Genomic DNA, 22398 nt, shown 5'->3' on the forward strand with positions numbered 1-22398 from the left:
GTAAAATCCGTGGTTATGTCTGCTGAAACTGCGCCTATCAATCTGACGCACCACTTCCTGATTGCCATGCCTGGCCTGGAAGACGAAGCGTTCTCGCGCAGTGTGATCTACCTGTGCGAACACAGCGAGCGCGGTGCGCTCGGTCTGATTATCAACAAGCCCTCGCAGCTTACGCTGGAAGGCTTGCTGGAAAAGGTGGATCTGGCCCTGGGCCGCGAGGACCTTCGCGGCAACCGTGTCTTCAACGGCGGGCCCGTGCAGACCGATCGCGGCTTTGTGCTGCACGACCCCATGGTCATCGAAGGCGCGCCCGACGACGAGTCCGCCTACGCCTCGACCATGACCATTCCCGGTGGCCTGGAGATGACCACCTCCAAGGACGTGCTCGAAGCCCTGTCCGACGGCGCAGGCCCCAAGCGCCTGCTGGTCACCCTGGGCTATGCGTCCTGGGGCGAGGGACAGCTGGAGTCGGAGCTGGCCGAAAACGCCTGGCTCACGGTGGGCGCCGACGCCAACGTCATCTTCGACACCCCGGTCGACGACCGCTATGACCGCGCCCTGGGCCTGCTGGGCCTGCAGCGCTGGATGATCTCGCCCGAAGCGGGGCGCGCATGAGCCTGCCCGCTCCCGAGTCCCAGGCAGCAGCGGCAGCCGGCACGGCCGTGCCGCCCACCGTTCCCCCCATTTCCAGAGTTTCGTGGCCTTCGACTTCGGGGCCAAGCGCACGGGCTGCGCCGTGGGCACGCGCATGCTGCGCTCGGCCAACCCGCTGCCCACCATCCGCGCCGAGGCCGGCGAGGCCCGCCTGGCCCAGGCCGGTGAGCGCATCAAGGAGTGGCAGCCCGATGCGCTGGTCATCGGCGTGCCCTACCACCCCGACGGCAATGCGCACGAGAACACGGCGCGGGCGAAGAAATTCGGCCGCCAGCTCAAGAGCCGCTTCGGCCTGCCTGTCTACGAGGTGGACGAGCGCTACAGCACCACCGAGGCCCTGGCCGGTGGCGCAAGGGATGCCGATGCGGCCTCGGCCTGCATCATTCTTGAACAGTTTTTGAGGAGTCTTCCATGAGTGAATCCATTGCGGGAGCCGGCAGCCTGGTGCTGGACGCCGAGGCCCTGTACCGCGAACTGCTGCGCGGCGTGCGCAGCCTCATGGGGCCTGAAACCCGCCTGGCCGGCATCACCTCGGGCGGCGCCTGGCTGGTGGAGCGGCTGCACAAGGACCTGAACCTGCCCGGCAACCCCAGCGTGCTGTCCTCGGCCTTGCACCGCGACGACTTCGCGCAGCGCGGCATGGCCACCAGCGCCCAGACGCAGATCGACTTTGACGTGAACGGCGCCGACATCCTGGTGCTGGACGACGTGCTCTACACCGGCCGCACCGTGCGCGCCGTGCTCAACGAACTCTATGACTACGGCCGCCCGGCCTGCGTGCGCCTGGCGGTGCTGGTGGACCGGGGCGGGCGCGAGTTGCCCTTCCAGGCCGACTTTGCCGCCGCGCGCATCGCGCTGCCGGCCGACCGCCTGCTGTCGCTGGCGCGCGATGACGCCGGCGTCTTCCAATTCCGCATCCAAGAGGCCTGACCGTGCTGTACAAGCGCAATCCCCAGCTCAACAAGAACGGCGAACTGATCCACCTGCTGTCCACCGAAGGACTGTCCAAGGACATCCTCACCCACATCCTGGACACGGCGGCCAACTTCGTCAGCGTCAATGACCGCGAGGTCAAGAAGGTGCCGCTGCTGCGCGGCAAGAGCGTGTTCAACCTGTTCTTCGAGAACAGCACGCGCACGCGCACCACGTTCGAGATCGCGGCCAAGCGCCTGTCGGCCGACGTGTTCAACCTGGACATCGCGCGCAGCTCGGCCAGCAAGGGCGAGTCGCTGCTGGACACCATCGCCAACCTCTCGGCCATGGCCGCCGACATCTTCGTCGTGCGCCACAGCGAGTCGGGCGCGCCCTACCTCATCGCCCAGCATGTGGCGCCCCATGTCCACGTGGTCAATGCCGGTGACGGCCGCCACGCCCACCCCACGCAGGGGCTGCTGGACATGTACACCATCCGCCACTACAAGAAGGACTTCGCCAACCTGCGCGTGGCCATCGTGGGCGATGTGCTGCATTCGCGCGTGGCGCGCTCCGACATCCATGCGCTGACCACGCTGGGCGCGGCCGAAGTGCGCGTCGTCGGCCCGCGCACCCTGGTGCCGCCGGACCTGGCGCAGATGGGCGTGCGCGTCTTCCACACGCTGGAAGAGGGCATCCGGGACTGCGACGTGATCATCATGCTGCGCCTGCAGAACGAGCGCATGAGCGGCGCCCTGCTGCCGTCCAGCCAGGAATACTTCAAGAGCTTCGGCCTCACGGCCGAGAAGCTGCGCCTGGCCAAGCCGGACGCCATCGTCATGCACCCGGGCCCCATCAACCGCGGCGTGGAGATCGACTCCGAAGTGGTCGATGGCCCGCAGGCCGTGATCCTGTCGCAGGTGTCCTTCGGCATCGCGGTCCGCATGGCCGTCATGTCCATCGTCGCCGGTAACGAGGCTTGAGCCTCCACACACGCAAATGTTTTTGATCGCCGCAGGCCGCAGCCCATGCGCCGCCTGCGGTCTACGGGGTAGCAAACCATGAAGATACTCATCCGCAACGGCCGAGTGATGGACCCGGCACGGGGCCTGGACCAGCAGGCCGACGTGGCCATCGACGGCGGCAAGGTGCTGGCCATCGGCAAGGCGCCCGAGGGATTTGCCGCAGAACGCGAGATCGATGCCGCCGGCTGCTGGGTGCTGCCGGGCCTGGTCGATCTGGCCGTGCGCCTGCGCGAGCCCGGCCACGAGCACGAAGGCATGCTGCAGTCCGAGATGGCTGCATCGGTGGCCGGGGGCGTGACCAGCCTGGTCTGCCCGCCCGACACCGACCCCGTGCTCGACGAGCAGGGCCTGGTGGAGATGCTCAAGTTCCGCGCCGAGAAGCTGCACCAGTCGCGCCTGTTCCCGCTGGGCGCGCTGACGCTGGGCCTCAAGGGCGAGGTGCTGACCGAGATGGCCGAGCTGACCGAGTCCGGCTGCATCGGCTTCAGCCAGGCCGAAGTGCCCATGACCAGCACCCAGACCCTGCAGCGCGCGCTGGCGTATGCGGCCACCTACGGCTACACCGTGTGGCTGCGCCCGCAGGAGCTGTACCTGGGCAAGGGCGTGGCCGCCAGCGGCCCGCTGGCCACGCGCATGGGCCTGTCCGGCGTGCCCGTGGCGGCCGAGACGATTGCCCTGCACACCATCTTCGAGCTGATGCGCGGCACCCAGGCGCGCGTGCACCTGTGCCGCCTGTCCAGCGCCGCGGGCGTGGAGCTGGTGCGCCGTGCCAAGGCCGAAGGCCTGCAGGTCACGGCCGATGTATCCATCAACTCGCTGCACCTGACCGATACCGATATCGGCTACTTCGACAGCAGCGCGCGCGTCACGCCCCCGCTGCGCCAGCAGCGCGACCGCGATGCGCTGTCTGCCGCGCTGGCCGATGGCACCATCGACGCCCTGGTCTCCGACCACACGCCCGTCGATGAAGACGCCAAGGTCCTGCCCTTTGCCGAGGCCGAGCCCGGCGCCACGGGCGTGGAGCTGCTGCTGTCGCTGGCCGTCAAGTGGTCGCAGGAAAGCGGTGTGCCCCTGAACCGCGCACTGGCCGCCATCACGGCATCGCCCGTGCAGGTGCTGGGATCGGCGCTGGGCGAGCTGCAGGAGCAACTGGGCCGTCTGGCCGAGGGCGGCGTGGCCGACCTGTGCATCGTCGATCCGCAGGCGGCCTGGACCGTGAAGCCCCAGGAGCTGGCCAGCCAGGGCAAGAGCACGCCCTTCGGCGGCTACGAGCTGCCGGCCCGCGTGCGCTGCACGCTGGTCGACGGCCGCGTGGCATTCGAACGCCGCTGAACATGAGCCGTCTGCGCAGGGGAGGGCGCGCCACGCTGCGCGCAGCGCGCCTGTTCGGCCATGTGTGCAAGGGGCTGTGGATCGTGGCCCTGCGCTTTCCGCAGCTGCCCGAGGCGCGCCAGCACGCCCATGTGCAGGCCTGGGCCCTGCAGTTGCTGGCCCATGCGGGCGTGCGCCTGGAGATCCAGGGCGAGCCGCCGCGCCAGGGCCCCATGCTCATGGTCAGCAACCATATTTCCTGGCTCGACATTCCCGTGCTGCATGCGGCGCGGCACTGCCGCTTCATCTCCAAGTCCGACGTCAAGGGCTGGCCGCTGATCGGCACGCTGGCCACGGCGGCGGGCACGCTGTACATCGAGCGCACCTCGCGCCGCGATGCCCGGCGCATGGTGCAGAGCATGGAGGAATCCCTGCAGCGCCGCGAGATCCTGGCCATCTTCCCCGAAGGCACGACGGGCGACGGCCGCAAGCTGCTGCCCTTTCATGCCAACCTGCTGCAGGCGGCCGTGCAGATCGATGCGCCCGTGCTGCCCGTGGGCCTGCGCTTCATCGACGGCGCCATCGGCCAGATCAGCCACGCACCCAGCTACGAGGGCGATGAAACCCTGCTGGGCTCCATCTGGCGCACGCTGTGCGCCGACGACCTGGTGGCCGTCGTCCACTATGGGCAGCCGCAGACGGCCGAAGGCCGCGACCGCCGCGTCTGGTCGCAGGACCTGCATGCCGAGGTGGACCGGCTGCGCCAGGCCTGAACGCTGCCAGCGACATGACTGACACTCTCACGCTCCGGCCCTCGCGGCCTGATGACCTTCCCGCCCTGAACGCCGTTCTCTGGGCCACCTACGAGAGCACCTGGAAGCCCCAGCTAACGGCGGACAAGCATGCGCAGTTCTGCGCCTCCGGCAAGACCGCGCAGTACGTGCAGTCGCGCGGCCACCTGTTCTGGGTGGCCGAGTGCGGTGGCGTGGTCGCCGGCTTCGTGGACTGGGTGGATGACTTCATCGGCGCCCTGCATGTGCTGCCGGCCTGGCAGGGGCGCGGCGTGGGCCGTGCCCTGCTGGCCCATGCCGAGCAGGCTCTGCGCGCCGCCGGCCACGCCCAGGTGCGCCTGGAGACCGACAGCTTCAACACCCAGGCCCTGGGCTTTTACACGGCGCAGGGCTACGCCACGCTGGACACCTATCCCGACGAGGAATGGGACTGCGGCCTGACCACGGTGCTCATGGGCAAGCCGCTGGCCTGAAGGCCAGGGCGGAGCAGGCCCGCCCTCAGTTGCTGTAGGGCTGTCGCTCCAGCACCAGGTTGGCGAAGTCCTCCACCAGGTCGGCGCCCAGTTCCTCGATGGCGTCGTCTTCCTCGTCGAAGGCCCAGATCACGCGGATGTCCGTGCCCTTGCTGCCTGCATGGTCGAGCAGCTCGAACAGCGAGCGCAGCCCCATGGTCGATGCGCTGTTGATGTACTGCAGCTTCACCTCGGCCACGAAGCGTGCGGGCTGGCTGGCCTCGAAGTACTGGCCCAGCATGGCCAGCAGGGGGGTGAAGAAGGGCAGCGGGTTTTCGGGATAGCACTCGCCTTCGATGCGCAAAAGCTGCTCGGCCGGCGAGAAGACCACTTCGGGCGTGACGGAAGTGCGTTCGGATTTCAGGGCTTGCATGGCGGCGTCATTCGGATTCGGGAAGGGGTCCCGGCGCTCAGATCAGCGCCTTGACGTGGAACACGGCATGGGGCGCGGTATCTGCGGCGTCCTCTCCCGTGGCGATGTGGTACTGCAGCGGTGCCGAGGCGTCGCGCGCAATGGTCAGCCAGCCCAGGCCCGCGCCGCGGCTGATGTCATCGCTGGCGCTGTGGTCGGTGTTGTGCAGCTGGGCCTTGTAGGCGGCCTTGATTTCGGGGTGGCTCATGGCGCGCACGGCATCCAGCTTGGCGGCCAGGCGCGGCACATGTTCGCGGCGCACGGCGTTGCTGCAGGCAATCCAAAAGCGCGCCTGTGCCTGATCGGCCCCCGCGTCCGGGGCACCGGCCGGTGCATCGATGCGGCCCACGCCGATGGCGCCCTGTGCCACGGGTTCGCCGAGTGCCTGGCTGGCTCCGGCGTCAGAGGCAGGCAGCGGCGCCGCGTAGTGCAGCACGTTCTGCGCCATCTCGATGAAGGTGGAAAACAGCTTGCGCTTGGCGCTGCTCGATCCGTCCTCGCTGGCCAGCCGGCACTTGAGCGTGTCGGCTGCCGCCTGGATCACATTGGGGTTGAAGGTGCCCGCGTAGTACAGCAGCAGGCCGTTGTGCTCGGCCTGGGCGCGCAGGTGCGCGAATTCGGACGGGCTCATGACTGCAGGGCCTGGTTGCGCCACACCAGCAGCGAGACATCGTCGCGGCGGCGCTGCGTGCCCTGCCACTGGGCAAAGGCCTGCCGGAATTCGGCGCAGGCCTGGGCGGCGGGGCGGTCGTGCTGCTCGTGCAGGAAGCGCGCCAGGCGCTTTCTGCCGTGGGCGATCTGGCGCGGGCCGCCCAATTGGTCGATGACGCCATCGGTGGCCACCATCAGCAGCGAGCCGGGCGCGACCTCCAGCTCCTGCGTGCTCCAGGCCGCGTCGTCGGGCGTGGTCGCATAGCCTATGCCCAGCTTGTCGCCGGCATGGATCTGCACCTGGGCCGCCTCCTGCACGCCGGGCGGCGCCACCAGCAGGTCCAGCCGGGCCGAGGCAAAGCGCAGTTGCGTGCCGCAGGGCGACTGCAGGAACAGCGCGGCGTCCAGGCCGTCGCTGGAGGATTTTTCGGCGGGCAGGCCATCGGCGGGCGCTGCCGGTGCGCCCCAGGCGGGCTGGACGTCGCGGCTGCGCTGCTGCAGCACGCGCTTGATGTAGCGGTTCATCTGGCCCAGCAGGGCGCCGGGGTCGATGACGGCGCCGGTGCCGGTGCCGATACCTGCAGGCGCCACGGCCTGTTCGAGAAAGGACAGCGCAATCAGCGTCATGAAGGCGCCCGGCACGCCGTGGCCTGTGCAGTCGAACATGCAGCCCAGCAGGCCCTGCGGTGTGGCGCGGAAGAAATACGCATCGCCGCCCACCACGTCGCGAGGCTCCCACAGCAGGCCGTGGTCGGCCAGCTGGCTGGCGAGCACGCGGTCGGATTCGACCAGGTGCGAGCGCTGGATCAGGCTGGCGTAGTCGATGCTGGCCATGAGCTGGCGCGTCTTGTCGGCCTCGATGTCGGACATGGCGGCCATCAGCGCGTGGCCCGTGCCTATGCCTGCGTAGCGGCCTTCCTCCACGGTGATGAAGCCGTCCTTGAGCACGCGGCTGCCGCTGGCCAGCGCCTGCTGCACCAGCTGGTCGATGGGCAGGCCGGCCGCCACCACCATGGGCGCGGTGTCGGTGAATACCAGGCAGCTGCGGCGGCCGAACACGTCGCGCGCAAAGGGCCGCGCGTACTGCTCCATGAAGCGCTGGCGGTTGATCAGGCCCAGCGGCCGGTCGTCGGCCACCACGGCCAGGGTTTCGAGCAGAGGCTGCTCGCTGAACAGCCGGTGCACATCCTCGTTGCTGGCCTCGGGGGGAATCGGTGCCGTGGGCTGGCTGAGCTGGCCTGCGCGGGCCACGAGGCGCGGCGCGGCGGGCGCCGGGGCCAGCGCGGGAACAGGTGCAGGGTCAGGTAGCTGATCCGCTGCGGGGTGCTGCGTGGAGGAGGGGTCCAGAGCAAACATGGGGTGGCCTTGAATTGTCACAAGATGTGACTGATTCTGGGTTCCACCCGTGACCGTCGAATGACAAAGCCCGGACGGCGCGGCGGACGCCGCTGGTTCAGGCTGCAGCGGACTGCGGGGCGCCCTGTGTTTCTCGCGGGAAGGCGACCACGTGATTCATGTCGAGCCGGATCCCCACGCACTCGCCCACCGCATGGTCGTGGTGGCTGGGCACATGGGCCATCACGCTGTGGCCGCTGGCCAACTCCAGCGTGTAGAGGAACTCCGAGCCGCGAAACGCCTTGCGCAGGATGCGCGCCTGCACGGGCGAGGCATCGTCGTGCACCACATCGTCGGCGCGCAGCAGCACATCGCATTCGCCGCCCGGGAACTGCGCAGGCAGCGGGCAGGTGGCCGGATCGACCAGATCGCCCAGCGCCGTGCGCGCCACCACGCCGCCGGCCCCCGAAGGCGCCAGCGTGGCCGGCACGAAGACGCCGTGGCCGATGAAGTCCGCCACGAAGCGCGTGGCAGGGCGGTGGTACAGCGAATAGGCATCGTCCCACTGCTGCAGCTGCCCCTGGTGGACCACGCCGATCATGTCGCCGATGGCAAAGGCCTCCAGCTGGTCGTGCGTGACGAACAGGGCCGTGGCGCCTGCAGCCTTGAGGATGCCGCGCACCTCATGCGCCAGGCGCTCGCGCAGGTCCACGTCGAGGTTGGAGAAGGGCTCGTCCAGCAGCATCAGCTGCGGGCTGGGCGCCAGTGCGCGCGCCAGTGCCACGCGCTGCTGCTGGCCCCCTGACAGCTCATGCGGAAACCTCCCTGCGCTGCCGGCCAGGCCCACCAGCTCCAGCACCTCGGCCACGCGCTCGGCCTGGCGTGCCTTGGGCAGATGGTGGATGCCGAAGGCCAAGTTGCGGCCCACGTTCAGGTGGGGGAACAGTGCATAGTCCTGGAACACCATGCCGATGCGCCGCTGCTCGGGAGGGAGCGAGAAATCCGCGCTGCCCACGAGCTGGCCGTCGATGCGGATCTCGCCGCCGCTCACGGGCTCCAGGCCCGCCACGGCACGCAGCAGCGTGGTCTTGCCGCAGCCCGAGGGGCCGATGAGCACGCCGATGTCGCCAGCGGCCAGATTCAGCGTGACGCCCTGCACGGCAGGCCTGTCGCGGCCCGGGTAGCGCACCTCGAGTTGGGAGACGGTCAAAAACATGCGGCGATTGTAGAACCGCGCAAATGAATAGAATTCGCATTTGCATTGGCGGGCCAGGGGCATGCCCGGAGCCCGCCGACTCCAGCAGCCCGCAGGCGCGTCCGGTCTCGGCGGCACATCGGCCCACAGGCCGGCGGTAGCCGCAGATCCCGGCCCGTTCCATAGCCCGGCAGCCAGATCCTCCCCCTCATCCTCTAGCCGAGACCTCCGCTTTGCGCCGTCTGTTGTCCGTACTCCGCTCCCTTCCCCTGCTATTGCTGGCCCTGGTGCTGATGCTGCCCGTGCTGGCCGTGCTCGGCTCCTGGCTGCCCGTGGGGCAGGGCGATGCCCTGGCCGGCTCCATCCTGCGCGAGATGGCGGCCACCGTGCTGCCCGGCTATCTGTGGACCACGGTCTGGCTGGGCCTGCTGGTGGCGCTGGGCGCGGCCATCGTGGGCACGGGCACGGCGGCGGCCGTGACGCTGTTCGACTTCCGCGGCCGGCGCCAGCTCGAATGGCTGCTGCTGCTACCGCTGGCCATGCCGGCCTATGTCACGGCCTATGCCTATACCGACTTCCTGCAGTTCAGCGGCCCGCTGCAGACCTGGATGCGCGACACCTATGGCCTGGAAGGCCGGCTCCTGCCCGAGGTGCGCAGCCTGGGCGGCGCGGTCTGGGTCTTCATCTTCTCGCTCTACCCGTATGTCTACCTGCTGGCGCGCACCGCGCTGGGCGAGCGCGCCGCGCACCTGATGGAGGCCGCGCGCCTGATGGGCGCGCCGCTGTCGCGGCGCATCTGGTCGGTGGCGCTGCCGCTGGCGCGCCCGGCCGTGGCCGCTGGCGTGGCCCTGGTGGTGATGGAGACGCTGGCCGACTTCGGCGTGGTCAGCTACTTCGGCATACAGACCTTCACCACGGGCATCTACAAGGCCTGGCTGTCCATGGACAACCGCATTGCCGCCGCGCAGCTGGCGACCTTCCTGCTGGTGCTGGTAGTGCTGCTGCTGCAGCTGGAGCTGCGCGCCCAGCGGCGCATGCGCTTCGTCACCGGCAGCGCGGGCCGCGCCAGCTCGGCCGAGGCGCAGCCGCTGCGCCTGCGCGGCTGGCGCTGCGCGCTGGCCTGGCTGGCGTGCCTGCTGCCCGTGCTCATGGGCTTTGTGGCGCCCGTGTTCTTCATGCTGCGCCCGCTGGCGGCCGACTGGTCGGTGCTGCCCTGGGACCGCTTCCTCGACTGGGCGCTCAACAGCGTGCGCCTGGGCACCATCACCTCGGTGCTGGCCGTGATCATCGCCGTGGCCCTGGCGTTTGCCGTGCGCCGCCACAAGGAGTCGGCCGTCACGCGCGGCGTGGTGCAACTGGCCAGCCTGGGCTATGCGGTGCCGGGCGCCGTCGTCGTCGTCGGCCTGCTGCTGCCCGTGGGCTGGGTGCAGCAGGTGCGGCCCGAATGGGGCTTTGCCGGCCTGGTCACGGCCACCGCCGTGGGCATTGTCTGGGCCTACCTGGTGCGCTTTTGCGCCGTGGCCCTGCAGTCCATGCAAAGCGGCTATGCGCGCATCGCGCCCAGCCTGGACGACTCGGCCCGCATGCTGGGCACGGGCGCCTGGGGCATGCTGTCGCGCGTGCACTGGCCGCTGCTCAGGCGCTCCACGGCGGCGGCGGCGCTGCTGGTCTTCGTCGATGTGATGAAGGAGCTGCCCGCCACCATGGTGCTGCGCCCCTTCAACAGCGACACCCTGGCCGTCGTGGCCTACCAGCTCGCGCGCGACGAACGCCTGGGCGAGGCCGCTCTGCCGTCGCTGGCCCTGGTGCTGGTGGGCCTGATCCCCGTGATCATGCTCAGCCGCACGCTGCGCGCCGAGCGCCCGGGCATGGCCCGCTGAGCCTGCGCTGCCGGGTGCTGCAAAGCGCGGCCCGGCAAACCCCGCTACGCTCGCGCCATGCACGCCAGAGTCCTGCGCTATCTCGACGAAGTGGTCCGCCGCGGTTCCATCCGCAAGGCGGCCGAACATCTGCACGTGGCCCCCACGGCCGTCAACCGCCAGATCCTCGACCTGGAGGCCGAGCTGGGCACGCCCCTGTTCGAGCGCATCCACAAGCGCCTGCGCCTCACCCCGACGGGCGAGATGGTGCTGGCCCATGTGCGCGCCACGCTGCGCGAGCATGCGGCGCTGCGCGAGCGCATTGCCGAACTGCAGGGCGCGCGCAGCGGCGAGATCACCGTGGCCGCGACCACAGGGCTGGCCGGCTCGCTGCTGCCCTCGCTGGTGCATGAATTCCGCCAGCGCCACCCGGGCATCGTGGTGCGCATCATCGACCTGCCCTTGAGCGACATCGCGGTCGCCGTGGAAGGCGGCGACGCCGACCTGGGCCTGGCCTACGACCTGTCCGAACGCCCCGCGCTGCGCGCGCTGGCCACCAGCGAATGGCAGATCGGCGCCATCGTGCCGCCCCGGCATGCGCTGGCGCGCCAATCGTCCGTGCTGCTCAGCGAGTGCATAGGCCATCCGCTCATCCTGCCCGCACCGCCGCTGTCCATCCGCAGCCTGCTGGACGAAGCCTTTGCGCGCAACGCCATCGAGGTCACGCCCGTGGCCGAGTCCACCTCCATGGCGCTGATCCAGCGCCTGGTCATGCTGGGCGAGGGCATTGCCCTGCTCAATCCGCTGGACGTGATGGAGGAACGCAGCCGCAATGCCCTGGTCTTCGTGCCTTTGCGCGATGCGCATCTGCGGCGGCAGACGCTGGTGCTGACCGGCCGGGCCAGGGGGCAGTTGAGCGCGGCGGGGGAGCTGATGGCCCAGTCCATCGGCCAGGCGCTGGCAAGGCTGTTCGCCGGGGGGCGGTGAGTCTTAGTCACTTGTCCACTTTTTGTGGACACATCGGGCGGAATTCAGCGCTATCGGCAATGGCTTGTCCTTCCTAGACTGGCGGCTTTTCCATTTCGAAGAAGAGAACGCCATGACCTTGATCGCACTGAACGCCGATGTACTCGTCACCATGGATGCGCAGCGCCGCGAGATCCGCGACGGCGCCCTGGTGGCCGACGGCCCGGCCGTGCAATGGGTGGGCGCCACGGCCGATCTGCCGCCGCAGTACCGCCGCATGGTGGACGACGGCACGGCCCAGGTGCTGGACATGCGCGGCCGCGTGGTGATGCCGGGCCTGGTCAACACGCACCACCACATGTACCAGAGCCTCACGCGCGCCGTGCCGGCCGCGCAGGATGCGGAGCTGTTCTCGTGGCTCACCAACCTGTACATGCTGTGGTCGCACCTCACGCCGGAGATGATCCACGTCTCCACCCAGACCGCCATGGCCGAGCTGATGCTGTCGGGCTGCACCACCACCAGCGACCACCTGTACCTGTATCCGAATGGCGCTCGGCTGGACGACTCCATTGCCGCGGCGCAGCAGATGGGCATGCGCTTTCATGCGGCGCGCGGCTCCATGAGCCTGGGCCGCAGCAAGGGCGGCCTGCCGCCTGACGCGGTGGTGGAGGAAGAGGAAGCCATCCTGCGCGACAGCCTGCGCCTGATCCAGCAGTACCACGACAGCGCACGCCACTCCATGCTGCGCGTGGTGCTGGCGCCGTGCTCGCCGTTCTCGGTGACGCGCGAGCTGATGCGCGAGTCCGCCGTGCTGGCGCGTGCGCACGGCGTGTCGCTGCACACCCACCTGGCCGAGAACGACAACGACGTCGCCTTCTCGCGCGAGAAATTCGGCCTCACCCCCGCGCAGTACGCCGAAAGCCTGGGCTGGGTCGGCCCCGATGTCTGGCATGCCCACTGCGTCAAGCTCGATGCCGAGGGCATTGCGCTGTTCGCGCGCACGGGCACGGGCGTGGCGCATTGCCCGTGCTCCAACATGCGCCTGGCCTCGGGCATTGCGCCCGTGCGCACCATGCGCGATGCGGGCGTGCCCGTGGGCCTGGGCGTGGACGGCAGCGCCTCCAACGACGGCGCCCACATGCTGGGCGAGGCGCGCCAGGCCCTGCTGCTGCAGCGCGTGGGCCACGGCCCTGCCGCCATGGGCGCGCGCGAGGCGCTTGAGATCGCCACGCTGGGCGGCGCGCGCGTGCTGGGGCGCGACGACATCGGCGCGCTGGCGCCGGGCATGTCGGCCGACTTCGTGGCCTTCGACATGTCGGGCGTGGGCTACGCGGGCGCAGGCCATGACCCCGTGGCCGCGCTGGTGTTCTGCACGCCCACCGACGTGTCCACCAGCGTCATCAACGGCCGCGTCGTGGTCCGTGACGGCCACCTGCTCACGGCCGACCTGCCGCGCGTGCTGACACGCCACCGCGAACTGGCCCGCACGCTGTTCGAGCGCGCAGCGGGCCACTGACATAAACCTGCAGCGCGGCAGGCCGGCACCCAGGCCATCGCGGGTGCCGACCTGCCGCGCTGCGCCATTCCCCCGAAGCATCTCCAGGAGGCTCGAAGACCCGGACAGCACTTTCAGGACCCCCACCCTTTTCCGGCACCACTGCCCCGACATACATACAAGCGCCTCTGAAGAGGCCGACGGCCAGGACACAAGGAGACAAGACAATGGAACAACTGCTTTACAAGGTGGAAGACCGTCCGCCAATGCTCATCACCACGGTCCTTCTATCGCTGCAGCACCTGCTGGCGGCGCTGGGCGGCATCATCGCCGTGCCCCTGGTCTTCGGCGGGGCGCTCAAGCTGCCGGCCGACCAGATCGTGGCGCTGGTGAATGCAGCGCTGCTGGGCTCGGGCGTGGTCACCATCGTCCAGTGCAGGGGGGTGGGGCCCGTGGGCATACGGCTGCCCTGCGTCATGGGCACAAGCTTCGCCTTCGTGGGCGCGGGCATCAGCGTGGGGCTGGAGCATGGCGTGGCCGGCATCCTGGGCTCCTCGCTGGTAGGGTCGCTGGTGATGATCGTGGGCAGCTACTTCATGCCCGTGATCCGCCGCTTCTTTCCGCACACCGTGACCAGCGTGGTCGTGACCATGATCGGCCTGTCGCTGACCCCCGTCGCCGTGGACTGGGCTGCGGGCGGCGTGGGCCGCAGCGACTACGGCGCGATCGGCCACCTGGCCATCGCCGGCTTCGTGCTGGTGCTGGTGATCGGCTTCGTGCAGTGGGGCAGGGGCATCGTCTCTGCCTCGGCCGTGGTGCTGGGCATCGCCTGCGGCTATGTGCTGTGCCTGGCGCTGGGCCTGATCGACTTCACCCAGGTGAGCGAGGCCGCGGTCTTCGCCATCCCGCAGCCGCTGACCTTCGGCATGACGTTCCCGGTGGCCGGCATCGTCGCCATGTCCATCGCCTTTCTGGTGACCATCGTCGAGACCACGGGCACCTTCATGGCCCTGGGCGCGGCCACGCAGACGCGCATCGACGGCAAGTGCCTGTCCAGCGGCATGCTGTGCGATGGCGTGGGCTCGGCCTTCGCCGCCGTGATGTCCAGCCCTCCGCTGTCCACCTTCGCCCAGAACGTGGGCGTAGTCTCGCTGACCGGCGTGGCCAGCCGCCACGTGGTCATGCTGACGGGCGTCATGCTGCTGCTGGCCGGCCTCTTTCCTGTGCTGGGCGCACTGGTGGTGACGATTCCGCAGCCCGTGCTCGGCGGCGCGGGGCTGATGATGTTTGCCATGATCATTTCGGCCGGCATCCGCATGCTCAGCGGCGCCGAGCACTCGCGGCGCGCCAGCCTGATCATCGCGGTCTCGCTGGGCTGCGGCCTGGCGGTCACGGTGCGTCCGGACCTGCTGTCCCGCATGCCTGCCTTCGTGCGCGAAGTCTTCGGCTCGGGCATCACCGTCGGCGCCCTGGTCGCTGTGGGGCTGAACCTGCTGCTGCCCGGCCGCGAGGTCGATGCCCATCCCGAGGAAGCCGTGGCCTGATGCGCATTTTCATGGGCCTACACTGCGGCCCATGAACACCACCGCACCCCGCACCGACATCACCATCTACCACAACAACCGCTGCAGCAACTCGCGCGGCGCGCTGGCCCTGCTGCGCGACAACGGCGTGGAGCCGACCATCGTCGACTACATCGCCCAGCCCCTGGACGCTGCGCAACTGCAGGCCCTGGTCCGGCGGCTGGGCGTGCCCGTGCGCGAGCTGCTGCGCAGCAAGGAAGCCGTCTACACCGAGCTGGGCCTGGGCGATGCATCCGTCAGCGATGCGCAGCTCATCGCCGCCGTGGCCGACCACCCCGTGCTGCTCAACCGCCCCATCGTCGTCACCCCCAAGGGCGCGGCGCTGTGCCGCCCGCCGGAGAAGGTGCTGGCGCTGATCTGAGATGCACGGCGAGGGTTCTAAGCCTCGCCTAAGTCTGCCCCTTCAGACTTCTCCCCAACGCAGCAAGGAACGCTGCTTTTGAGGAAAGGTCTGCGATGAACAAGATTCTGTCCACTCCCCGCCGTCTGGTGCTGGCCCTGGTGGCCGCAGGTGCCATCGGCGCCCTGGGCGCCACGGGCGCCGGTCTGGTTGGTGTGGTGCATGGCGATGCGCGTGCCGCCACGTCGCTGTTTGCGCCTGCAGCACAGCCTGCTTCTCCAGCTTCCCCCGCCGCCGCCGTGGCGGCGCCCAACTTTGCCGACATCACGGCGCGCAACGGCGCGGCCGTGGTCAACATCAGCGTGGTCGGCAGTTCGCGTGCCATGGGCGAGGATGGCGACGAGGCCGCTGCACGGCAGGGCCAGGGCCAAGGTCAAGGCCTGCAGGGCATGGACCCCAACGATCCGTTCTTTGAATTCTTCCGCCGCTTCGGCGTGCCCGGCATGCCGGGCATGGGCCAGGGCCAGCCCCAGCGCGATGTGCCCACGCGCGGCGAAGGCTCGGGCTTCATCGTCTCCAGCGACGGCCTGATCCTGACCAACGCCCACGTGGTGCGCGGCGCCAAGGAAGTCACTGTCAAGCTCACCGACCGACGCGAGTTCAGCGCCAAGGTGCTGGGCGCCGATCCCAAGACCGACGTGGCCGTGCTGCGCATCGAGGCGAAGAACCTGCCCACGGTGTCGCTGGGCAAGACGGCCGATCTGCGCGTGGGCGACTGGGTGCTGGCCATCGGCTCGCCCTTCGGCTTCGAGAGCAGCGTGACGGCCGGTGTGGTCAGCGCCAAGGGCCGCACCCTGCCTGACGACTCCTTCGTGCCCTTCCTGCAGACCGACGTGGCCATCAACCCCGGCAACTCGGGCGGCCCGCTGTTCAATGCGCGCGGCGAGGTGGTGGGCATCAACAGCCAGATCTACTCGCGCTCGGGCGGTTACCAGGGCGTGTCCTTCGCCATTCCCATCGAGGTGGCCACGCGTGTGCAGCAGCAGATCGTGGCCACGGGCAAGGTGCAGCATGCGCGGCTGGGCGTGGCCGTGCAGGAGGTGAACCAGGCCTTTGCCGACTCCTTCAAGCTCGACCGTCCCGAAGGCGCCCTGGTGTCCAGCGTGGACAAGAGCGGCCCCGCCGCCCAGGCGGGCCTGGAGCCCGGCGACGTGGTGCGCAAGATCGATGGCCAGCCCATCGTGGGCTCGGGCGATCTGCCGGCCTTTGTGGGCCAGGCGCTGCCGGGCCAGAAGGTCACGCTGGAGATATGGCGCAACGGCGAGGCCCGCACGCTCAGCGCCGTGCTGGGCGATGCCAGCGACAAGGCCGCCAAGGTGGCCAAGGACAAGCCCGACGCCGGCAAGGGCAAGCTGGGCCTGGCCCTGCGCCCCCTGCAGCCCGAGGAAAAGCAGCAGATTGGCGTGAAGGACGGCTTGGTCGTGGCCGACGCCGCAGGCCCGGCGGCCGAGGCCGGCATCACGCAGGGCGATGTGCTGCTGTCCATCAACGGCTCGCCTGCCGGTGATATCGAGGCCGTGCGCGCCGCCATGGCCAAGGCCGGCAAGACCGTGGCCGTGCTGATCTGGCGCGATGGCAACAGGATCTTTGTCCCCGTACGTCTCGGGTAAGTGAAAGGAGGTAAGGGACCAGAAGCATCCACACACTTGATTGATCGCACGGCCCCGGCGTGAATGCGCCGGGGCTATCGCTTTGGGAAAACCCAGAGAAAAATGCCAGCGGTCCAAGGATCGGTACGCCAATGTGATGGTTGTATCGTGTGAAATGACGCCCGTTTGCGTTAGTAATGTTTCTTTTTGTGACGGATTGATGTAAGGGAAACCGCTTAGACTGCCGGCCCATCGAGGCGTGCGCTGACCGTCTTGATTCACGGAATACGGCCCCTGGGGGCGCAACGCATCACAGGAGGGGCACGGCTTTGAATCAGGACTACAGCTTGCAGGTGGCGGGTTTGGGCGCATCGTTCGGTGCGCGCGTCATCCTGGCTGAGGTGGACTTCGCACTGCCCGCCCGGGGCGTCACCGTTTTGCTGGGGCCTTCGGGATCGGGCAAATCCACCCTGCTGCGCACGCTGGCCGATCTCAATGCCGCCAACCCGCGTTTTCGCCGCTGGGGCAGCACGCGCTACGCGGGCCAGCCATGGCGCAGCGGCCTGCAGGCGCCGCGCCTGGTGCAGCAGCAGGCCAGGCTGATGATGGCCAGCACCTTCGATGCCATCGTGGAGCTGGCGCGCCCCCGTCTCAAGCTGGTGCCGCATGAACTGCGCGACTGGGGCCGCGCCCAGGTGCAGGCCTTCGGCTTTCCCGAGCTTGCGCTGATGTTCGACCAGCCGGCGCTGCAGCTGTCCCCCGTGCAGCAGCGGGCCGTGGCCATCCTGCGCGAGGCGCTGGCCGAGCCGGCGCTGCTGATGGTGGACGAGCCCACGGCCGAGCTGGAGGGCTACGAGGCCTTCGTGCTGCTGGAACTGCTGCGCCAGGTGGGTCAGCGCACCGCCGTGCTGATGAGCACGCACCAGCAGCAGCACGCACAGGCCGTGGCGCAGGACATGCTGCTGCTGGCCGGTGGCCGCATCGCCGAGGCGCAATCCATGGAAGCCTTTCAGCGTGCGCCGCTGTCGCTGGCGGGCCAGCAGTTCCTGCGCACCGGCAGCTGTGCCGTTGCTTCTCCCGATGCGCGGGCCGAAGACCTGGAGGAGGGCGTGCCCCTGCCTCCTCCGCTGCCTGCAGCGGCCGTGGCCGCGATCTCCGAGTTTCTGTCGGATGCAGTGGCCGCCGAGCCTGCATCCGAGCCCATGCCTGCACCTGCACCTGCGCCTGCGCCTGCACCCGTGCCTGCACCCGCACCGACACCCGCTGCCCGGCCGCGCGCCGTCAATCCCGCCGTGCTGGTGGACTGGCAGCCGCTGGCCGCCGACCCGCAGGCCGTGCCCGCCAGCCGCGGCCCCAACGGTTTTGCCTGGCTGGTGCCGGGCCGGCTGGCCGGTGCGCCGCAGCCCGGCGTGGTGCAGTCCATGGACTTTGACCTGAAGGCCCTGCGCGGCTGCGGCGTCACCGTGCTGATCACGCTGACCGAAAACGACCTGCCGCAAGAGCCGCTGCAGCGGCACGGCCTGCGCAACCTGCACCTGCCGGTGCGCGACCACGAATCACCCACGGTGGCCCAGATCCAGATGCTGCTGGCGCGCATGTCGGCCATGCTGCGCGCGGGCGAGGTGCTGGCCGTGCACTGCCTGGCCGGCCTGGGCCGCACGGGCACGGTGCTGGCCGCATGGCTGGTGCGCGAGGGCCTCACCGCCGACGAGGCGCTGCGCCGCGTGCGCCTCATCGACGCCCAGTACGTGCAGTCCCAGGCCCAGGAGGACCTGCTCTACGCGTACGAAGTGGCACTGCTGCTGAAGATGGGCTGACCGATCACATCCATTCACAAAAAAAGGAAAGCTGCAATGAGCCTGGATAACGTTTTGAGCGAGGTGGCCGGGTCCGTGCCCGAGTGCCTGGCCATCGGCTACGTGGATGCCGCCTCCGGCATGCTGCTGGCCATCCGCACGGTGGACTCGCATCCGCGCGAAGTCATCGACCTGGTGGCCGCGGCCACGGCCGACCTGTTCAACGGCCCCAATGTCTCGATGATCGAGAGCCTGTTCAAGAAGTCGCGCGGCCTCAAGGACGACGGCCACCACTACTTCCAGGAGCTCATCGTCAACAGCGACAACCTCATCCACGTCTTCCTGCGCGGCAAGCTCATGCCCGACTACGTGGCCGTCTTCGTCTGCCGGCGCACCGCCAACCTGGGCATGGCCTTGACCAAGGCCCGCATGGCCATGCCGAAGATTGAAGCGGCGGTGTAGCCGCCGCTCACCCCCTGAGTCGCCAACTGAGCCAGCCTTCCAGGGAGCTATTCTTCAACCATGCGCTTACTGCTTGTCGAAGATGACGCCATGATCGGCGAGGCCGTGCAGACCCTGCTGCGCGGCGAGGGCCATGCGGTGGACTGGGTCCGTGACGGCCTGCAGGCCGATGCGGCCCTGTGCCCCGGCCCGGGCGGCGGCCATGGCTATGACATGGTGCTGCTGGACCTGGGCCTGCCGGGGCAGGACGGATTGCAGGTGCTGCGCCATCTGCGCGGGCGCCGCGATCGCACGCCGGTGCTGGTGGCAACGGCGCGCGATGCCGTGCGCGACCGCATTGCCGGGCTGGATGCGGGGGCCGATGACTACGTGGTCAAGCCCTATGACCTGGACGAGCTGCTCGCGCGCCTGCGCGCGCTGGCGCGCCGGGCGTCGGGCGCAGTTGATCCGCTGTACGAGCGCGAAGGCGTGCGGCTGAACCCCGCCACGCGCGAGGCCAGTGTCGATGGCCGCGACGTGGTGCTCTCCGGCCGCGAATGGGCAGTGCTGGAGACGCTGCTGGCGCGCCCGGGCAGCACGCTGTCGCGCCAGCAGATCGAGGACAAGCTCTACGGCTGGGGCGACGAGGTCAGCAGCAACGCCATCGAGGTCTACATCCACGGCCTGCGCAAGAAGCTGGGCGCGGGGCTGATCCTCAATGTGCGCGGCGTGGGCTACATGGTGCCCAAGCCATGACGGCGCCGGCTTCCTCCCTTGTTTCCTCCCTTGTCGCCCGGGCGCGCAGCCGCCTGCCCGGTGCACTGGGCACGCGGCTGCTCATGTTCCTGGGGGCGGCCATCGTGCTCACGGCGCTGCTGCAGGGCCTGCTGGCCTACCGCAATGCGCTGCTGCAGACCGACACCCTGTTCGACTACCAGATGCAGCAGACCGCCTTTGCGCTGCGCGCCGGCCTGCCGGTGGATGCGCGCGGCAGGCCCCAGGGCACGCCGCCCGAGGACGAGAACCACGAATTCATCGTCCAGGTCTGGACCAACGAAGGCCTGCGCATTTTTGAATCCGCGCTGGGTGCGGCATTGCCACAGATGGCCGTGCTGGGCTTTGCCGATGTGCCTGCGCGCGGCACGGTGTACCGCGTGTTCTCGCTGCAGACGCGCTCGCAGGTGATCCAGGTGGCGCAGGACATGCGCGTGCGCCGCACCCTGGCGCGCGACGCCGCCTGGCAAAGCCTGCTGCCCATTGCCCTGCTGGCGCCCGTGCTGGCGCTGGCCGTGTGGTGGGTGGTGCGCAGTTCGCTGGCGCCCGTGCAGCGCGTGCGCCGCGAGCTGGCCACGCGCCGCCCGCAGGACCTTGCGCCCGTGCCTGCCGAGGGCCTGCCCGACGAGGTGCGGCCCCTGGTGGCCGAGCTCAACGCGCTGCTGCAGCGCGTGGGCCAGGCCTTCGAGGCGCAGCAGCACTTCGTGGCGGACGCCGCGCACGAGCTGCGCTCTCCGCTGGCCGCGCTCAAGCTGCAACTGGTGGCCTTGCAGCGCGCGCCCGATGTGGCCGCGCATGACGAGGCCGTGCAGCGTCTTTCAGCCGGCATAGACCGGGCCACACGGCTCGTCGAACAATTGTTGACATTGGCGCGGCAGGAAGCCCAAGGCACGGTACAAGGCACGGCACAAGGCGTGCAAGGCATGCAGGGGCAGCACGACGCTGCCGCGGCCGCACCTGCCGACGTGGACCTGCGCGAAGTGGTGGAGCAGGCCCTGGCAGACCAGGCCGTGGCCGCCCAGCAGCATGGCCTGGACATGGGGCTGAGCGAGTCCCCGCAACTGCGGCAGTCCTTTGCCGTGGCGGGCGACGCACAGTCCTTGCAGATGCTGGTGCGCAACCTGCTGGACAACGCCGTCAAGTACGTTCCGCAAGGCGGCCGCGTCGATGTGGGCTTGCGCAGCGATGCACAGGGCCGCGCGCTGGTGGTCGAGGACTCGGGCCCCGGCATTGCCGAAAGCGAGCGCGAACTGGTGCTGCGGCGCTTTGTGCGTGGGCCCTCTGCGGCTTCAGCGGCTTCTGCGGGCCAGCAGGCGCAGGGCAGCGGCCTGGGCCTGGCCATCGTGCAGACCATTGCCGAGCGCCACGGTGCTCGCCTGCTGCTCGACCGCTCGCCCACGCTGGGCGGCCTGCGCGTGCAGGTGATGTGGCCGCCTGTGTCGGGCCGCTGACAGCGGCGCGTGGCGCGCAGGCCTATCGGCGTGTAGCGCGCGGCGGGAATGCTTCCCGCCTGCGTCCGGCCGGGTCACAATCCCCAAATTGGTGCCGGCCCGCCTGCCTTGCCATTCCCTCATCAGGCGCGCGGGCAGTCTGCATCCGTAGTTATTTCGAGAGGTATTTCATGGAGTCCCTTGTCCAGCGCCTGTCCCAGTCCGTGACCCAGGCGCATTCGTTGGAAGAGTTGACGCGGCCCCTGCTGCAAATGCTCGAAGAGAGCACGCAGCTGGAGTCCACCTATCTCACCACCATCAACGAAGAACAGGGCCAGCAGCGCGTGCTGTACGCGCGCAACGCCAGCGAGATGCAGATTCCCGAGGGCCTGGTCGTTCCCTGGGGCGACACGCTGTGCAAGCGCGCCCTGGACGAGGGCCGCATGTACACGCCCGATGTGGGCGACTGCTGGGGAGACTCCGAGGCCGCGCGTGAACTGGGCATACGCACCTACGCCAGCGCGCCCGTGCGTTTTTCGGATGGCCAGCTCTATGGCACGCTGTGCGCGGCCAGCAAATCCTCGCAGGCCCTGAGCAGCGAGGCCGAAGGCATGCTGCGCCTGTTCGCCAACCTGATTGCCGAGCGCGTGGAGCGCGAGCAGCTCATCGCCAGCCTGAACCGGACCAATCGGGAGCTGGCGGCGCTGGCCTTGCTGGACCCGCTGACCGGCTTGCCCAACCGGCGCTGTCTCACCGACGAGCTGGGCCGGCTCATCGCCCGGTGCGCCCGCAGCCAGGAATGCGTGGTGGTGGGCTTCATCGACCTGGACCGCTTCAAGAACGTCAACGACGAGTACGGCCACGAGGCCGGCGACGCGCTGCTGCGTGCCATGGGCGAACGCCTGTCCGCCCACCTGCGCAGCGCCGACATGCTGGCTCGCTTTGGCGGGGACGAGTTCGTCTTCATCGGCGTGGGGCCCTTGTTCGGCAGCGAGGCCGATGCCGTGGCGCGTGAACTGCAGCAGCGCCTGTCGGATGCCTCGGCCTTCCAGGTCGATCTGCCCGATGGCAAGACGCTGGACTACGGCGGCGCCAGCGTGGGCGTGGTCTGCCTGCGGCCGGACTCCATTGACGCCGACGACGCGCTGCAAAAGGCCGATGCGGCCATGTACCGCGTCAAGATGGCGCGCAGCCGCGAAGCCAGGGGCAACGCGCTGCATTGAGCCAGCCGCAGGCCTGGCCCGGCGGCCAAGACCTGTTGCTG

The 22398-nt window shown here is 69.3% G+C and carries 21 protein-coding genes and 1 pseudogene; 18 read left to right on the plus strand and 4 right to left on the minus strand.

The features are described 5' to 3' along the window. The first annotated feature begins 15 nt into the window (after positions 1-15). From CLV01_RS08045 to CLV01_RS08075, 7 genes and pseudogenes are all read left to right on the plus strand, one after another. The gene (locus CLV01_RS08045; protein ID WP_012203507.1) at positions 16-615 is read left to right on the plus strand and encodes a YqgE/AlgH family protein; all 600 of its coding nucleotides are present in this window, start codon (positions 16-18) and stop codon (positions 613-615) included. Further along, positions 612-1069: pseudogene (ruvX, locus tag CLV01_RS08050) on the plus strand (Holliday junction resolvase RuvX). The gene CLV01_RS08045 and the pseudogene ruvX overlap by 4 nt, the downstream one beginning before the upstream one ends. Continuing rightward, complete coding sequence (gene pyrR / locus CLV01_RS08055) at positions 1066-1584, plus strand: bifunctional pyr operon transcriptional regulator/uracil phosphoribosyltransferase PyrR (RefSeq protein WP_013804027.1); 519 nt, start codon at positions 1066-1068, stop codon at positions 1582-1584. The pseudogene ruvX and the gene pyrR overlap by 4 nt, the downstream one beginning before the upstream one ends. 2 nt (positions 1585-1586) lie before the next feature. Then, positions 1587-2549, plus strand: a complete 963-nt coding sequence (locus CLV01_RS08060; protein ID WP_012203510.1) for an aspartate carbamoyltransferase catalytic subunit — start codon at positions 1587-1589, stop codon at positions 2547-2549. 78 nt (positions 2550-2627) lie between these two features. Next, entirely contained in the window at positions 2628-3923 is a 1296-nt protein-coding gene (locus tag CLV01_RS08065) for a dihydroorotase (protein ID WP_034390617.1), read from the plus strand. A 2-nt stretch (positions 3924-3925) separates the two neighbouring features. Further along, positions 3926-4675, plus strand: a complete 750-nt coding sequence (locus CLV01_RS08070; RefSeq protein ID WP_099734587.1) for a lysophospholipid acyltransferase family protein — start codon at positions 3926-3928, stop codon at positions 4673-4675. 14 nt (positions 4676-4689) lie between these two features. Next, positions 4690-5166 (plus strand): GNAT family N-acetyltransferase, encoded by a 477-nt coding sequence (locus tag CLV01_RS08075; protein ID WP_099734586.1) that lies wholly within the window; start codon positions 4690-4692, stop codon positions 5164-5166. Between the two features lie 25 nt (positions 5167-5191). Here CLV01_RS08075 and CLV01_RS08080 read toward each other — a convergent pair whose 3' ends face one another. From CLV01_RS08080 to CLV01_RS08095, 4 genes are all read right to left on the minus strand, one after another. Continuing rightward, the gene (locus tag CLV01_RS08080; RefSeq protein WP_099734585.1) at positions 5192-5578 is read right to left on the minus strand and encodes a DUF1987 domain-containing protein; all 387 of its coding nucleotides are present in this window, start codon (positions 5576-5578) and stop codon (positions 5192-5194) included. A 37-nt stretch (positions 5579-5615) separates the two neighbouring features. Next, the gene (locus CLV01_RS08085; protein WP_034390625.1) at positions 5616-6248 is read right to left on the minus strand and encodes a DUF6272 family protein; all 633 of its coding nucleotides are present in this window, start codon (positions 6246-6248) and stop codon (positions 5616-5618) included. Further along, positions 6245-7624 (minus strand): SpoIIE family protein phosphatase, encoded by a 1380-nt coding sequence (locus tag CLV01_RS08090; protein ID WP_099734584.1) that lies wholly within the window; start codon positions 7622-7624, stop codon positions 6245-6247. The genes CLV01_RS08085 and CLV01_RS08090 overlap by 4 nt, the downstream gene beginning before the upstream one ends. Before the next feature lie 97 nt (positions 7625-7721). Next, positions 7722-8819, minus strand: a complete 1098-nt coding sequence (locus CLV01_RS08095; protein WP_099735199.1) for an ABC transporter ATP-binding protein — start codon at positions 8817-8819, stop codon at positions 7722-7724. A 212-nt stretch (positions 8820-9031) separates the two neighbouring features. Between CLV01_RS08095 and CLV01_RS08100 the strand changes: the two genes are divergently transcribed. From CLV01_RS08100 to CLV01_RS08150, 11 genes are all read left to right on the plus strand, one after another. Beyond that, positions 9032-10678, plus strand: a complete 1647-nt coding sequence (locus tag CLV01_RS08100; protein ID WP_099734583.1) for an ABC transporter permease — start codon at positions 9032-9034, stop codon at positions 10676-10678. A 57-nt stretch (positions 10679-10735) separates the two neighbouring features. Beyond that, entirely contained in the window at positions 10736-11644 is a 909-nt protein-coding gene (locus tag CLV01_RS08105) for a LysR family transcriptional regulator (protein ID WP_099734582.1), read from the plus strand. Between the two features lie 112 nt (positions 11645-11756). After that, positions 11757-13142 carry an 8-oxoguanine deaminase gene (locus CLV01_RS08110; RefSeq protein ID WP_013804017.1) on the plus strand — a complete coding sequence of 462 codons (1386 nt, stop codon included), beginning with the start codon at positions 11757-11759 and terminating at the stop codon, positions 13140-13142. A gap of 206 nt (positions 13143-13348) precedes the next feature. Beyond that, positions 13349-14665, plus strand: a complete 1317-nt coding sequence (locus tag CLV01_RS08115; RefSeq protein ID WP_099734581.1) for a nucleobase:cation symporter-2 family protein — start codon at positions 13349-13351, stop codon at positions 14663-14665. A gap of 31 nt (positions 14666-14696) precedes the next feature. Beyond that, entirely contained in the window at positions 14697-15065 is a 369-nt protein-coding gene (gene arsC / locus CLV01_RS08120; protein WP_099734580.1) for an arsenate reductase (glutaredoxin), read from the plus strand. A 95-nt stretch (positions 15066-15160) separates the two neighbouring features. Beyond that, positions 15161-16714 carry a Do family serine endopeptidase gene (locus tag CLV01_RS08125; protein ID WP_099734579.1) on the plus strand — a complete coding sequence of 518 codons (1554 nt, stop codon included), beginning with the start codon at positions 15161-15163 and terminating at the stop codon, positions 16712-16714. A gap of 308 nt (positions 16715-17022) precedes the next feature. Further along, positions 17023-18510, plus strand: a complete 1488-nt coding sequence (locus CLV01_RS08130) for a phosphatase domain-containing putative toxin (protein WP_099734578.1) — start codon at positions 17023-17025, stop codon at positions 18508-18510. 36 nt (positions 18511-18546) lie between these two features. Then, a complete protein-coding gene (locus tag CLV01_RS08135; RefSeq protein WP_012203525.1) occupies positions 18547-18951 on the plus strand; it encodes a hypothetical protein in 405 nt (134 codons plus the stop codon). 60 nt (positions 18952-19011) lie between these two features. Further along, positions 19012-19686 (plus strand): response regulator, encoded by a 675-nt coding sequence (locus CLV01_RS08140; RefSeq protein WP_099734577.1) that lies wholly within the window; start codon positions 19012-19014, stop codon positions 19684-19686. Beyond that, positions 19683-21155, plus strand: a complete 1473-nt coding sequence (locus tag CLV01_RS08145; protein WP_099734576.1) for an ATP-binding protein — start codon at positions 19683-19685, stop codon at positions 21153-21155. Before CLV01_RS08140 ends, CLV01_RS08145 begins: the two co-directional genes overlap by 4 nt. Positions 21156-21325: 170 nt before the next feature. After that, a complete protein-coding gene (locus CLV01_RS08150; protein WP_088166170.1) occupies positions 21326-22357 on the plus strand; it encodes a GGDEF domain-containing protein in 1032 nt (343 codons plus the stop codon). The last annotated feature ends 41 nt before the right edge of the window (positions 22358-22398 follow it).

Source organism: Delftia sp. 60 (genome assembly GCF_002754395.1).
GTDB lineage: Bacteria > Pseudomonadota > Gammaproteobacteria > Burkholderiales > Burkholderiaceae_C > Comamonas > Comamonas acidovorans.

Bases quoted from the DNA above. Each gene is read 5' to 3' on its own strand.
- CLV01_RS08045 (WP_012203507.1), top strand. From the start codon at position 16: ATGTCTGCTGAAACTGCGCCTATCAATCTGACGCACCACTTCCTGATT.
- pyrR (WP_013804027.1), top strand. From the start codon at position 1,066: ATGAGTGAATCCATTGCGGGAGCCGGCAGCCTGGTGCTGGACGCCGAG.
- CLV01_RS08065 (WP_034390617.1), top strand. From the start codon at position 2,628: ATGAAGATACTCATCCGCAACGGCCGAGTGATGGACCCGGCACGGGGC.
- CLV01_RS08070 (WP_099734587.1), top strand. From the start codon at position 3,926: ATGAGCCGTCTGCGCAGGGGAGGGCGCGCCACGCTGCGCGCAGCGCGC.
- CLV01_RS08075 (WP_099734586.1), top strand. From the start codon at position 4,690: ATGACTGACACTCTCACGCTCCGGCCCTCGCGGCCTGATGACCTTCCC.
- CLV01_RS08080 (WP_099734585.1), bottom strand. From the start codon at position 5,578: ATGCAAGCCCTGAAATCCGAACGCACTTCCGTCACGCCCGAAGTGGTC.
- CLV01_RS08085 (WP_034390625.1), bottom strand. From the start codon at position 6,248: ATGAGCCCGTCCGAATTCGCGCACCTGCGCGCCCAGGCCGAGCACAAC.
- CLV01_RS08090 (WP_099734584.1), bottom strand. From the start codon at position 7,624: ATGTTTGCTCTGGACCCCTCCTCCACGCAGCACCCCGCAGCGGATCAG.
- CLV01_RS08095 (WP_099735199.1), bottom strand. From the start codon at position 8,819: ATGTTTTTGACCGTCTCCCAACTCGAGGTGCGCTACCCGGGCCGCGAC.
- CLV01_RS08105 (WP_099734582.1), top strand. From the start codon at position 10,736: ATGCACGCCAGAGTCCTGCGCTATCTCGACGAAGTGGTCCGCCGCGGT.
- CLV01_RS08110 (WP_013804017.1), top strand. From the start codon at position 11,757: ATGACCTTGATCGCACTGAACGCCGATGTACTCGTCACCATGGATGCG.
- CLV01_RS08115 (WP_099734581.1), top strand. From the start codon at position 13,349: ATGGAACAACTGCTTTACAAGGTGGAAGACCGTCCGCCAATGCTCATC.
- arsC (WP_099734580.1), top strand. From the start codon at position 14,697: ATGAACACCACCGCACCCCGCACCGACATCACCATCTACCACAACAAC.
- CLV01_RS08125 (WP_099734579.1), top strand. From the start codon at position 15,161: ATGAACAAGATTCTGTCCACTCCCCGCCGTCTGGTGCTGGCCCTGGTG.
- CLV01_RS08135 (WP_012203525.1), top strand. From the start codon at position 18,547: ATGAGCCTGGATAACGTTTTGAGCGAGGTGGCCGGGTCCGTGCCCGAG.
- CLV01_RS08140 (WP_099734577.1), top strand. From the start codon at position 19,012: ATGCGCTTACTGCTTGTCGAAGATGACGCCATGATCGGCGAGGCCGTG.
- CLV01_RS08145 (WP_099734576.1), top strand. From the start codon at position 19,683: ATGACGGCGCCGGCTTCCTCCCTTGTTTCCTCCCTTGTCGCCCGGGCG.
- CLV01_RS08150 (WP_088166170.1), top strand. From the start codon at position 21,326: ATGGAGTCCCTTGTCCAGCGCCTGTCCCAGTCCGTGACCCAGGCGCAT.